Raw genomic sequence first — 13,214 nt, forward strand, 5'->3', positions numbered from 1 at the left:
CCTCATTCGCCGTCTCCGCAAACAGCACCGTCCCCCTGCCGCCCTCCAGAAAAACCACCAAAGCCGTGCCCGTCCGCCAAACCTCAAGATCCTTAGTAACACCTTTGATCCGTAAAGTGTCTCCCTCAACACGAAACATCACATCCCTCCAACCGCGGGATAATACCCCGGCATGCGTTTCGTAGCCTCGCACACCTCCTCCACACGCTGCGACACCACTCGCCCGTTCTCCTCCACATACACGCGCCGCAAATGACACCGCGTCTCCGCATCCTGCCGGAAATCGTTTTTCCGCGGCACCTCCGTTTTTCGCGGCGACGATGCCTGTAATGCCGTCCGGTTTTCCCCGTTCGTTTGAACCATCCAGCGCAACCCCTCGTAAACCACCACCCCCGTCGCCGCTTTGATGCCGCGTTCAAGGTCGCTATCTTGACGTGAACCGGTCATGGCCGTCGCTCCGGCGCTTATTCCGCGGGCCATGGTCTGCTTTAGATCAAGGGTCTTCCCCGTCAGGGCCGAATACAGCACCGCCCCGGCCGCCGTGCCCGCAACCGCCGCCGCCGCTCGCTCCAGATCGGAATCCCGCCGATCCGTAAGCATCGTCCCCGCAGCCGCTCCCACCACCTCAAAAAACGCTTCCCTCCAATCCCCCGCCCCGGCCTGCGGCGCAATCGCGGACAGAAACGCCATACCCGCCGCCATCGCCGCCACAAACCGCCGACGCGCCCTCCGCACAAACTCCCGCGACCCACCGCCGCCTAAATCAAACGACAACACCTTCATCTTCTCCGTCACCTCCCTTTTCTTTTTACTCCCTGTCGAAAAAGAAATCCTTAATGAGGAGGACCGCCATGAAAAAACCGCTGAAGAAAACTACAATCGGAGCAACCCTGGGTATCCTGTTTACCGGTGCAACCCTGCTGGTTCCCGGTCAGCCGTTCGCCGCCGGAACCTGCCCCACTAAAGCCAAGGTCCGCACGATCCTCAAAGACTTGCCCCCCGAAGTTTCCATCGTCACCGTGCGCCCGGTTCCCTCGCTCCCTCACTGGTGCGGCGTTTACCTGCGTTCGCCCATGGGCGACCTCGAACCCCTTTACCTCCACACGAAACACCCCAACGTGATCGCGGAAGGAACATTCATCAACACCGATACGCAACTGCCCCTGGACTTTGAAATCCGCCTGGCCCTGCAGAAACTGTCCCCCGCCGATCTCGAAAAACTCAAGTCGCTCACCGCCTTCAAAATAGGCGACCCTCAGAAGCCCACGGTTTACCTGATCGTCGATCCCGACTGTCCCTTCTGCCATGCGCTGGAAAACTCCTTGGATTCAGCGATCCGCGAGGGACGTCTGCACGTGGCCGTGATCCTCTTCCCGCTCCCTATACATCCGCAGGCCGAGGACCACGCCGTTGCGGTCGCCTACGTCGCTCGCAAAAACCCCCAACGGGCCTGGGAAATGCTCCTCGAACGCTCGTTCGACATCCCGGAAACCCCATCGCAGGACGAACTCGACCGTATCCGTGACGGCCTCCAGGAAATCGAACGTATCCTGTCGGAAGACCTGAACTTTCAGGGAACACCCGTTATCGTGTTCGCCGACGGACGATTCTGGCTGGGAGGGCTTCCCGTTCACGCCGTTCTTCAAGCCGCCCACAACAACAACAAAACCACGAGGAGGTAGATCATGCACACCGTTCGCCTGACCGTCGGTCTGGACCCCGGCTTCGGGTTGACCAAAGCCGTCTTTCGGTTCGCGGACCGGGATGAACCCCGTTCCCTGAGCTTTCCCTCGGTGCTGGCCATTGTTTCCCGTGAGGATGAATTCGCCGAGGACGGTCTGTTTCTCCCCGGCGAACTGCAGTTTGAAGCCGGAGAAACCGTTCCCTTGGACAACGGAACGCTTTGCGTGACGGGACGAACCGCAGCCGCCTTGCCCGGTGCGCGTCAACCCCAGGATTACGCTTCCTGGTTCGAAACCGCGCCGCTTCTAGCCGCAGCCGGGATCTCTCGTATCCTGCATGGCTCCCACCGCGACGTCGCTCTCATCACGGTCGTAAGCCTACCCCCCGCTGTCTGGAACAACCGTTCCGATTTCGCCGCCGCTGCGACGAAAACCCTGAAAAAAATCGTCCGTGAAACACGGGTCTTCTGCGTCCCCCAAGGGTTGGGAATCCTGAAGACCGTTTACACCGAAAACCCGGATGCCTTCGCCGACGTCGAACGATTAGCTGTAATCGACATCGGCCACAACACCACCGATGTGCTCTGTTTTCTGCAGCCCTCTCCCGGTCAGTTCCGATTCCTGCGCGGGGAAAGCCTGGCTCGATCCGGTGTGCGGGCTTTTGTGACCGAACTGCGCTCCGTTCTTGCCCGCATGGACGCGCGCTGGGCGGAGATCCCCTTCCCCGAACTGGAATACATCGCAGCCTTTCGGCGTCATCGCCTTCCCTCCGACGCCATACGCGCAGCCCTGGATCGATATCGCCCCGCCCTGGAGTCCAACCTGCGTCGACTGCTGGGTGAAGACCTCTTTGCCGCTGACGCCTTCGTCCTGGGAGGAGGCGGCGCAGCTCTGCTACCCGCGGACTTCTTCGCCTCCGTTCTCGGCGAAAAATCCTGCTCCACTTGCACCCCACGCCTCATCAGACCCCGCGAAGTCTCCCCCGAATTGGCCAACGCTTTCGGTCAACACCTGCTGGCCGAGGAGCTGAACCGAAAAATCGCACAGGAGGTGCACCATGACTAAAAACCCCAACGACACCACACGGGAGAAAAAAAGCCTCAGCATCCGCATCAACGACCCCGAAGCCGTCCGTGTCCTGTCGCAAATACGCGTGGCCCCTTCCGTGCTCGTGGAAGCCATGGTGCTGGCCTTCGCTCGTTTTCCCGAAATCCGCCAACGGGTCGCCGAAGTGCTCTTCAACATCGACCACTCCCGCGACGCCGTGGCCCGCATAGCCCGAACCCTGGAAGAAATCGGAAACGCCATCTCCGAAGAACCACAGACAAACACCCCCTCAAACCGAACAGACGACACTCTGCTCGAATCGCTTCAGAAGGATCTGGAAAACCGGTTCGGATTTTAAGGCGTTGCATTCTTTTTTAGCCCCTTACCGGGGACAATTGACCTTGGAGGAGGTGTTCCATGAATGCCGCAATGAACACCGCTAATGAAAACACCGTTAATGAAACCGGCCGCACGCGTGAAGTGGAAGCGGTCGTGCACCAGGTGAGCTGGAACCCGGACAGCGGCGAACTCACCCTGTTCACCGAGGACGGCGAAACCTTTCGCACGCAGTGCGACAGCGGCAATGAATACGAAACCTACAAACAAACGTTTCTGGGAACACGGGTGAAGTTCGTCGTTGACGATCAGAACCGGATCGTCCAATTCGACACTCTCGGAAGAGAAGCCTGGTGCACCCATGTGGAACACATCTCCCGCGGCGATACCGAAGACCTTTATCGGCTACACCTCATCGCGCGTTCGGGGCATGCCTTTTACCTTGAAGCTTCTCCGTCGGAACTGGCCGAACTCCTGAAAGTTTCCCCGGAAATATTTAGCGACCCCGAAAACGTCCTGCGCTATTTCGACACGGAACTCGTCACTTTCGGTGTACCGGATTACCTGGCTCCCAACCACTTCGTCAACATAAACGAAGTCAACGTGCGGAAGGAAAAACCGTTGCGGGCATTCGATTTCGAAGGGCCTCTACGGGTGGATGTTTCCCTTGATGGTCGCGAGCATCGTCTGGAGTTCTGGAACAAGACACGCCCCGGTGAAAACCGCGAGGTGCGCCAAATTTCCCCGGAAGCCTTCGGACACCTTCACGGCAACAGGATCCGCCTGCGCATCCGCATCGTAGCCAACGTGAACGGCAATGAAGAAGTGCTCTACGAGACCTCGACCTCTCTCAACGTCAAAGACCTGCAGAAGAACGGTTTACGGTTGATCATGCACCCGCATGGTGTGCTGACGCTTGAGACCTCCTCACCCGATTCTCCCATGGTAGCAGCAGCTATACCCGTAACCCGCTTCATAGCCCGACACTTCCCGCCGCGACAGGAAAGGACAACCGAACAGGAACAAAAAACTCAACAGGAAAAATAAAAATCCCATGAGCAAGCTGTCCGGGTTGAAGCAGACGTTGATGACATCGACAAGAAGTCTTCCTTCGAACCGGAACCCGAATCCGGGAAAAGCGAAAAACGTCCTGTTCGGCGCTCGACAATCAATCGTGCGACGACGGAAAAACGCTCCGGAGTGACCTCACGCTACACCACACGTGATCCCCTCACGAACGAAATACGTTTGCTCAACGAGCGCCTGGCGGAATTTTTGAAGTCCATGGAAAACTTTACGGAAAGACAGCAACGCGAATCCCTCATGATGCACAATCGGTTGCAGGTCACCCTGGAAACGGTCCAGCGGATCGCCGAACGACAGAATCAATATCTACAAAACATTGTTCAGGAGAGGTCGAAAGAACAACGCCTCAATATACTGGATGTGGCTATGAGACATGCCACCAATCTCACTTCTCAACTCTGCACCATCATGCGAAGTGCGGGAATACGCATCGAACCCACCGACTTTCTCACCCTGCATTCCTCCGCCTTCAGGTACTGTCTGCGGATTTTCGCTCAGACAAGTGACACAAACAAATCCTGGAAACAGATCCTGCAGGAATACGATCTTTTGAACCAGAAAATTCAGGAATTAGCGCATTCCGTAACACCCGCCGGAATGCCATCCGATATGAACATGACAACAGATGTTACCGCACATCGGCACAACCGATTCCAGCAGGAACCTTAGCCGCCTGATACGGAAAAGCGATGCGGAAAACCAAGAACGATAGATCAAGATCCGCACCGAATGCGCATAAACCAACACGATTTTCGGACTTTCTGCACCCGTAATCCGGCCATAAGAGCCCCTAACGCCGGATCGTGTTGATACGCTTCCTCCGTCAGCTTCTCCCAGAGTTCCTGCGCGGCGGCTTCCGATAAATCCTCTCGATCATCCCGAACTGGCATTCCGTCAGCCCGCTCCTCACACGCATCGCCTTCTTCTTCGCCACTTTTCGGCTCCGAAAACGCTCTATCCCGTAGCCGACACAGATCGTCCGGAAAATCGTCCGCACAAAGGTCCTCACCGTCCCAATGCCGATACACAAGCTCCTCCATCGCTTCCATCACTACTTCGAAGCCGCTTCCACTACACGTACGGATCGCCCGGCCAGGTAAAATATCGCCCTAAGCCCACGCCGCTCCAGTATCTTCTGAATCACATCATACAAGTCCCGTCCCCGGATCTCGCTGTCCGCCTCCACCTCGTAATCCTTGTCCGTGGCCCACCAACCAGGCGGCGTGCGCCAACCGTAACCCGCCAGTATCCGCTTCACATTCTCCGACAAAAGCCCCCGCTTCAAGTGAACCGTCACAACGCAAGCCCCCGTAACAGGAACACTCGCGGAAACACCGGACGACACGGATGACCTCTTCATCTCCGCAATCTCCTGACGTAACCTGCGTATCTCTTCTACCGCCTGCTCACATGTCCCTACGCTTCTTTCCTCTAAATCCGCCAACCGAGCCAGAATTTCCTGGAAGGGATCCTGCACAACCTCCGGGGAACCCTCCGGAGATACCCAAGACTCCCCCGAAGGGGATGTCTCGTTCAAAGACGCTGCCTCCCGCCCGGGAACCGAAGACACAACGGACTCCGTGTCTTCAGTAAACCGGTTCTCAGCGGGAGGAACAGATGGCTCCTCCGAAACGGGTTCCGCACGCGACAATGCTGTAGATGCCGGGGAAGCCGCTTCGTTTTCCCTCAATATGTTGCGCCAGTCACCATACTTCCGAACACACTCCAACGTCTTCGCATCCACATAAAATCCCACCCCCCCTTCCATCTTGCGCTCCAGCTTGCGCAACAAATCCAAACACACCGTCTTTTCCCTCACCCTTTCCGCCTTCGCAGGCTCCGGCGCCTGAGCCCAACCCGTCCCCGCCAAAAACATCGCCAACACCAAACCCCCTACAACCCTGCGCATCAGACTCCTCCTTCCCTCTTTTCGTTTTCCATCGTCACAAAAAAAGAACTACATGATCCGCTGATCACTCGCCTGCTCCCACATCCACTCCGCTTCTTTACCGTTCACATTTTCGGAATCGGTTCCCCCAAAGCCATTGTCTTTCCCGTTTCCTCTTTTCGTGTTCGTCAACACCGCCAGGCGACGCTCAATAATCGGCACCGAAACTTCCACATACACCTCCCCGTTCCAGTCCACCTTGATTCCGGAAGCCACCTGCTGCCGCTTGATAACCTCCAGCACCCCCCGCATGTGCAAATCCTCCCCGCGCTCCCGCACAATGGGAACCAAATCCGACAAACCCACCACCACCTTCCTTCCCGTCTTCCCCACCTGCGACTGCCGAGCCAAATCCCACAACGCCTGTAACACCACAATGTCCTTGTAAAAAACCGCCACCGCAACCTCACTATGCTGACGACCAATCTCCCACAAAATTTCACCGAGATTCTGACTACCGCATACCTCAGCCAACGTCGCCAAAGGCCGAACCAACTCCAACACCCGCCCTGTTAAACACACCCCCTCCACTTCCTCTTTTTCTTCCTTCCGCTTTTCCCGCCGCACCCCTTCAAATAAAACCCGCCAGCGTTCGTCATTACCCGCATCCTGATACACTTCCCGCACCAAACGAGCATTTTTCAAGTACGCCACCACCAGCGCCCCCCGTATCCTCTCCCAGTCCTCCGAATCCGCCGTCGGCGTCGGAAACTCCCGTATCTGCCGAACCAGATTGATCGTTATCATCCGATCCCGTAAATCCAACAGCGGCTCCCGAAACCCCGCAAACACCTTTGGCCCGTAACAGTCAAAAACCCGAATCTCCCGCTTTCCACGATTACCAATCATCACTATCGCCCGACGACCCGTGTCCCTCGTGTAAGTCCCCGCCAAAAAGTTCACCATCGGCTCAAAACCCCTCAAACTCAAAAACTCCGCCTGATCAATCAACAACGTCCCCCGGAAACCATCCAGTATGTCTCCTATCGCCGCCTCCGAGGGACGCGTCACCAAATGCGCATTAAAACACAACCGCTCCAAAAGCTGCATCGTCCGAGTTTTTCCGCTTTCCTTCCCCCCGAATAAAAACAAAAACGGCACCGCCGTGAATAACCGATGAAAATACGTCATCACCGTGTATAACGCTAATATCTCATAATGCGCCTGCTTGCTTAATCCCACATACTTGCGAAACAGCCCGTAAAGCTCACTATACAGCTCTCGCAAATCGCCTTTCTCCTGTCCCTCACGCACCCGAACCAGCAAATTCGTCCCCCCAACCGCATGATTCAATGACGGTAAAGCCGTCCCCGACGGACGTATTACGTATCGTTTGGATTCCTTACCTTCCACCTCAAATACCAACAAGGGCTGACCGCGCTCCACACTCCGTATCTGAACCTCTCCGTTCACATTCAACAAATGTATGTTGAACCGCACCGTCTCTCCCGCTACAAGTTCCTCCGCTTCATAACCCGCAACAATAATCTCCGTCCCCGTTTCCTCATCAAACACCGCATCCAGCGCCGGATGCAAAAAACAAATCTGCGGTCGCTCTAAAAACTTTCGCTTCGCCAGCCTGCGTAACCGTTTTTTCAATTCCGCCACCGTCATGCCGCGACTTTTCGCTAGCTCGACAAGCACCTTTTCTCTTTCCTCCTCATCGTACTTCATCGCCGCATCCGCCAACAGCAGCAACTCCTCATCTTCATCCCGTAAATCGTCTCCCATGCGCTTCAGAGTACGACGCGCTTCCGCTTCCAAACCGCTCGCTCCCAAGGTCTTCGGAGCAAGCCCTTCGCTCTCCGCCGCCTCACCCTCCCAACCGTCTCCACGCGCCAGCCCCGCTACAAACTCCCTCAAGGACCGCACCCGCAAACTCCTCAACGAAACCTTCTCGCTCCCCTTGACATACTCATCAGGATCCCGACCGGCGGGAATCTCCAACACCCCCAGCTCCGTCCCTTCCTCGCTCCAAATCCGTTCCAACACATCCGCCTTACGCACCAACGTCCGCACCGCACTCCACTCCGCATCCGGCGCAAAAATCAACCGCGACGGACACCGCAGTCCGTACCTCCGAAATACCTCCGGCGTAAATCGATCCACCATTCCACCCGCCGCCACTACGGTCACACCGTCCCCGTAAAGCCGCGTTCCCAACACCCATGCATCCGCCGCTCCCTCACAAACTATCACCACATCGCCGTCCCTGTACCGATGCAACCCGAACGGCACCCGCGCATTCCGATCCACCGCAATATACAGCACCTTGCGATCAGGATGACTGCCTTCGGAATGCTCACGCACCAAACGCCCCCACCATCCCACAACACGCCCCGTGCCGGGCTCAATCACCGGCGCCACCAAACGCCCCACAGCCTGCCGCCATAACCTCCGCCCACGCTGCGAACCAAACACCTCCTCAAAACGCGAACGATCCGCCTCCTCCACCACCCCCAACTGATACAACATCACCTCCATCGGCTCGAGATCATACCCCTTCACCCGACGCCATGCCCGACTCCACTCACCTTTCTGCAACACATCTTCATACAACCGATCCTTCAATACCGCATGAAGCTCCCGCACCTTTCGCAAAAACCGTTCCGTCGGATCCCTTCCGTTGGTTTGTTTTTCCGGCTGTCCCTCCGGCGCAAGCTCGGGATAGTGTTTGCGTAACCACTCCGCCGCTTCCCTGAAATCGTGCGCCGTTCCCGCTTGTAACACTACGTCCACCGCCGAATAACTCCGTCCACACCCGAAACAGTACCCGCGCCGACCGTCAAACCGAGGCCCCCCCACCGCAAAACTGGGATGAACCTCTTGATGAAACGGACACCGGAAAAACACGTACGTCCCCATGCGTTTCCCCGGCCCAAAACCTAAATCCTCCAGCAAACGCACCAATCCCATGGATTCCATAGCCCCCTCCTTCGCTGCGTGTTTTTGATGAGGGAAAAGCGAAACGAACGGACTACAACATCAGCTTTTCCTTGAGACGCAGATGTAACTTGCGTTCCGCCCCCAGCTGGCTCCCTATCATCAACAGCATCCGAACCGCCGGTGCTATCGCTTCCTCCAAAAACCTTAACATCAATTCACTCCCGTACTGACGCCCTTCTTCGCCTCCCCGCCGCACCACCCGCAACACCTCCTCAAGATACCGATTGAGTGCCACACGAGCCGTGCGTAAATACGCATCACAAAGACTCCGATCCCGCGCCAGCCTGTATGCAACCGACCTCACCGTTTTTATAAACGCCTTCTCCCCTCGACCCGCCGCCTCCACAATCTTCTCCGCATCCTCCGCTTTCAACTTGATCAAATCCGTGAACAGCACCGCACACACCACCTGCAATTGCCTCTCGTCCAAACACGCCAGCTTCCGAACCGCTTCCTCCTGAACAAGCCCCTGACGAGCCCAAATCTCAAGACGCCGATGCATGTTGGTGCTGGTCGTCCCGGCCATCGTCGCCCCCCCTTCTCTCCGGTCTTTTGTCAGCAAAAATCTTCATCTCACCGGGCGAGACCGTGCCCCTCAGCTCATAAAACTGCTCCAACAGCTCCACCAACAAAACCGGATTCTCCCGCACCTTCTCCGTCCAGTACCGACTGTTGGCCAGCATCGGATGCAACCGCACCGCCGCATAGTCCAAAGCCGCTACCGTCGCTATCGGCTCCTCCCGCACCAGCTGCTTCAGCTTTTTCCAGGCCTCCCGATCCAGCACCCCCTCCGCATCCAACACCTCATAGAAGTGCTTCCTCAAAACATTGGCCACCCGCGCATTCTCCTCCTCGGCACGCTCATACGCCAAACGGAAAAACACACGAAAACTCTCCCGGTCCCACCGGAAAAGCAGCTCCAATAACTCACGCTCCATCACCTCGTCCCGTTCAATCCTCGGAACCACCTTCTCATGATGCTCCTCTTCATCCTCTTCCCGCGGCGTGTCTTCGCAAACCTCCACCGTCCGTAACGACTTCTTGTACTCATCGAGAATCTGAAAGTGAATGCGCCCGTGTTCCACTCCCAACCGCTGCTCAATCAAATCGTCGTTCACCGTGTACAGCCGATCAATCGACCAGAACACCCAGAACCAAAATTCCTGCTGTAAATCCTCTTGATGCGCTCGCACCCACTCCTCATAAAACTTCGCTAAACCCGGATGCTTCTTGAAATCCTCCGCCCTGTTCTTCCACGCCCACCTCAGCTGCTGCCAGGGATGCGCTCTCCTCCGCCCCCACTCCTCCCATGCTTTGAACGCCTCCTGACGCGCCTCCCGAAACTGCTGCCACAGCTCCTCAAGCTCCTTGATCGACTGCGAATACACAATCTCAAAAGCCCGATCCCCTTCCCTCTTCGCCCTCTCCACAATGCCACGCCAGAAATTCAACACCTGATGAACATGAAACTCGTAATACTTCATCAGCGGCTCTCCCAATATGATCAGGTGCTGAATGTGGTGCACAATCCTGTTTTCTCCCTCCCGGAATACATCCGGGTACCCGAGCTCCGCATCCAACAAGTACTTGTGCAACCGATTTCGAATCTCTATGTACTTGCGCGTCGTCCGATAACGTTTGTCCAACGTATCCGGACGCGCCTCTTTTAACTCTTGCAAAGTCTCATACAGCTCTTGTAAGCTCCGCACCTCCTCATCCTCCTTGTCAAGATTGGCTCCGTAAAGCTCAAAAAATGCCTCCCGTAATATTTCGGATTTGTCCCGCTTCTTCGCCTCCTGACGCTTGCGCTCCTTCTCAAGATTTTTCTCCAACAACTCCTGCGCCGATCTCTCCCACGCCTCTATCACCTGCTTAATACGCTTAACCGTTTCCCGTTTTCTGCAGTCCACTACAGCAGAAACATCCCCCGCCGCACCCTCCGTCACACAACCATTCCCCTCTTCCGCCTTTCCGGTCACTACCGCATCATTCGTCGTGCCAAATGCGTCATCCGTATCACCGGATGTACTTGCGGACACAACATCCCCGCATTCCGTGGAACAATCTTCAACACCGGAAGAACCAGAATCGTCAGAAGCAACAAACGATGCGCAATCCGCTGCACTCTCGTTCTTTTCTTCCGCTTTCCCGCAATCCGCTTCAGCACTCACGTCGCTTCGTGCGCTCACGAAGTCACCGAATGATCCTCCACGCGCAATCTCCCCTCCTCATCGTCCTCCTCAGCGGCCTCAGCGTTCTCATCGAAAACTATTTCGTCAACCGATGCCCCATCCGTCGCTTCTTGGATCATTTCCACCGCATCAACCCCATCATCAATCGTATCGTGGTTGTAAAAATTGCGTTCCTGCACGGCGGCTAAATTCCGTTCGTAAGCCTCCCGCATCTTTTCAACAGACGGAACACGTTGCTTGCGCCGGGGATCCTCTTCCGGCCACTCCTGCTCGCCCAACATGAACAACACGAACGCCTTCAGCTCCTTCAACAAATGCTCCAGCTCCAAAATGCGACTCTTGTACCGCCACACCACATCCCGCGAAAACGGAGAAAACACCCGCGCGTTCCCCGCCTTCGCCGCAATCCGAATGGCGTCCATTGCCGAGGTGAGCCGATTGCATAACTCCCCCATCAGCTCCATCGGGAAATCAATCGCACGCAACAACCGCCACTCTTCCGGTGTCATCATCCTCTGTAACTCTCGACGCGCCTTCTCCGCCTCGGCACGATACTTCTCCATGCGACGATGCACTTTGTCAAATTCGCGCTGTAACTTCTGCAACCGTTCCTCCAGTTCCCGCATATCTTCCGCCGAACCACCCTGCGTATGATCCAACTTGTCCTGAAGCTCTTGAATACGTTGCTGTAGCTTCTGTACCTTCTCCTCTTGCTCACGTTGCATCTGCTCCAGATGCTCCACTAACCGCGCCTGTACCCGCCGCTCCACTTCCTCCTCCATTGCTTTCTCCAGCTCCTCGCGCACCTGTGCCTCCACCTCTTCGCGAATTTCCTCCCTCAACGCCTCTTCATCTATTTCTTGTTCACCCAACTCTTCTTTTGTTTCCTCCATAGTCGCCAGCCGAGCCGCTACCTCCTGCTCCACCCTCTGCTCAAACTCCCGCTCCAACCGACTCCTCAACTCGCTCTCCACCTGCTGCTGTATCTCCGCCCTGATCCTTTCCAAATCAATCTCATCCGCCGTCTTCGTAGCTTTCTCGCCGGTCTCGACTCCAGACTCCTTTGAGAGACCCCAAACTACACTTTGCACCTCATCGTCACTCCACTTCACCTGACCATGCGCCAACCTCTTAAATAATTCGGGATTAGCACGCGCTAAATGAGCTAATAAAACGACCTTGTAGTCCCAAACCCCTATCCACTTTGCTAGTTTCCGTAAACCTTCTCGGTCAAGAGGATCGACATACTTTGTCAGTATCAACCAGCTTGCCATGCGCATGCGCGTGTTCGTGTCCAAATTGCGGCGCAGACAATTCAGGCTCACCAGCGTCTGAAGCAGTCGATTCGGTGGAAGAGACCGTACGTCCACAACCGGCACCTTTTCCAGCCCGGCCTCCCGCGCTGCCTTTAACCGATGATGCCCATCCAGAACCACCGTGCCCATGGTTACAATGGGCACCAAGAGATCACCGGTTTCCTTGATCTGCCGAACCAAAGCCTCAAAAGTTTCCGGAGGCATCGGAGGAAACTCTTTCGCCACCGGATGAACCTGCAACATGTTGACCTGACGATACTCGACCATAACGCACCTCCTTAAGTTGGTGTTTTTTTCATCCCCGTCATTAAGCCTAACAAACACGGCAGGTTGAAAATGGCGGCTTTAAAAAAACCCGGCCCCATTGCGGGGCCGGGCGAAAAAGAGAGGGGGCGGACGATGGCGGATGTCCTGTGGGCTATTACAATCAAAAGAAAACCTTGATGCTCCAAACAGCCTACTATCTCTGTAAGCCTTCCCGCCATCATCCGCCTTCTCGTTTTGCACTAAAAAAGAAAGCCTGGTCGGAACACTTCGCCGTTGCTCTCTTTGCGCCCCCAAAAAACTGGCACCCCCCCTAGGGTTTTTCCCAAAATGCACGAATCGCCCAAAAGGTGGGGGGGGATGCCAGTTTTCTGTCTCGAGAAACTGGCACCCCCCC

Annotated in this window: 13 protein-coding genes; 5 read left to right on the forward strand and 8 right to left on the reverse strand. The window is 56.1% G+C overall.

Annotation, left to right across the window (positions count from 1 at the left end):
• Positions 1-138 precede the first annotated feature (138 nt).
• The gene (locus K3767_RS07195) at positions 139-795 is read right to left on the reverse strand and encodes a hypothetical protein (RefSeq protein ID WP_221172889.1); all 657 of its coding nucleotides are present in this window, start codon (positions 793-795) and stop codon (positions 139-141) included.
• A 56-nt stretch (positions 796-851) separates the two neighbouring features.
• Here K3767_RS07195 and K3767_RS07200 point away from each other — a divergent pair, with 56 nt between their 5' ends.
• From K3767_RS07200 to K3767_RS07220, 5 genes are all read left to right on the forward strand, one after another.
• Positions 852-1,682: a thioredoxin fold domain-containing protein gene (locus K3767_RS07200; protein WP_221172890.1), complete on the forward strand. Its 831-nt coding sequence runs from the start codon at positions 852-854 to the stop codon at positions 1,680-1,682.
• Positions 1,683-1,685: 3 nt separating this feature from the next.
• Positions 1,686-2,747 carry a ParM/StbA family protein gene (locus tag K3767_RS07205; RefSeq protein ID WP_221172891.1) on the forward strand — a complete coding sequence of 354 codons (1,062 nt, stop codon included), beginning with the start codon at positions 1,686-1,688 and terminating at the stop codon, positions 2,745-2,747.
• Complete coding sequence (locus tag K3767_RS07210) at positions 2,740-3,087, forward strand: hypothetical protein (protein WP_221172892.1); 348 nt, start codon at positions 2,740-2,742, stop codon at positions 3,085-3,087. The genes K3767_RS07205 and K3767_RS07210 overlap by 8 nt, the downstream gene beginning before the upstream one ends.
• Before the next feature lie 59 nt (positions 3,088-3,146).
• Positions 3,147-4,112 carry a hypothetical protein gene (locus tag K3767_RS07215; protein ID WP_221172893.1) on the forward strand — a complete coding sequence of 322 codons (966 nt, stop codon included), beginning with the start codon at positions 3,147-3,149 and terminating at the stop codon, positions 4,110-4,112.
• Positions 4,113-4,265: 153 nt separating this feature from the next.
• The gene (locus K3767_RS07220; protein ID WP_221172894.1) at positions 4,266-4,820 is read left to right on the forward strand and encodes a hypothetical protein; all 555 of its coding nucleotides are present in this window, start codon (positions 4,266-4,268) and stop codon (positions 4,818-4,820) included.
• Positions 4,821-4,864: 44 nt separating this feature from the next.
• On the opposite strand, the gene K3767_RS07225 is transcribed toward K3767_RS07220, so the two are convergent.
• Genes K3767_RS07225 through K3767_RS07255 form a run of 7 tightly spaced genes read right to left on the reverse strand, consistent with a single transcriptional unit; the run spans position 4,865 to position 13,038 of the window.
• Entirely contained in the window at positions 4,865-5,179 is a 315-nt protein-coding gene (locus K3767_RS07225) for a hypothetical protein (RefSeq protein WP_221172895.1), read from the reverse strand.
• A 23-nt stretch (positions 5,180-5,202) separates the two neighbouring features.
• Positions 5,203-6,060, reverse strand: a complete 858-nt coding sequence (locus K3767_RS07230) for a toxin co-regulated pilus biosynthesis Q family protein (protein ID WP_221172896.1) — start codon at positions 6,058-6,060, stop codon at positions 5,203-5,205.
• Positions 6,061-6,108: 48 nt separating this feature from the next.
• Positions 6,109-9,024 (reverse strand): CHC2 zinc finger domain-containing protein, encoded by a 2,916-nt coding sequence (locus K3767_RS07235; RefSeq protein WP_221172897.1) that lies wholly within the window; start codon positions 9,022-9,024, stop codon positions 6,109-6,111.
• 52 nt (positions 9,025-9,076) lie between these two features.
• Positions 9,077-9,571: a hypothetical protein gene (locus tag K3767_RS07240; protein ID WP_221172898.1), complete on the reverse strand. Its 495-nt coding sequence runs from the start codon at positions 9,569-9,571 to the stop codon at positions 9,077-9,079.
• Positions 9,531-11,216, reverse strand: coding sequence for a hypothetical protein (locus K3767_RS07245; protein ID WP_221172899.1), 1,686 nt, complete (start codon positions 11,214-11,216; stop codon positions 9,531-9,533). The genes K3767_RS07240 and K3767_RS07245 overlap by 41 nt, the downstream gene beginning before the upstream one ends.
• A 14-nt stretch (positions 11,217-11,230) precedes the next feature.
• Positions 11,231-12,820, reverse strand: coding sequence for a ParB N-terminal domain-containing protein (locus K3767_RS07250; protein WP_221172900.1), 1,590 nt, complete (start codon positions 12,818-12,820; stop codon positions 11,231-11,233).
• A gap of 11 nt (positions 12,821-12,831) precedes the next feature.
• On the reverse strand, positions 12,832-13,038 hold the full coding sequence (locus K3767_RS07255) for a hypothetical protein (protein ID WP_221172901.1): 207 nt from the start codon (positions 13,036-13,038) through the stop codon (positions 12,832-12,834).
• Positions 13,039-13,214: the final 176 nt, after the last annotated feature.

The sequence above is a fragment of the Thermosulfurimonas sp. F29 genome (assembly GCF_019688735.1).
GTDB lineage: Bacteria > Desulfobacterota > Thermodesulfobacteria > Thermodesulfobacteriales > Thermodesulfobacteriaceae > Thermosulfurimonas_A.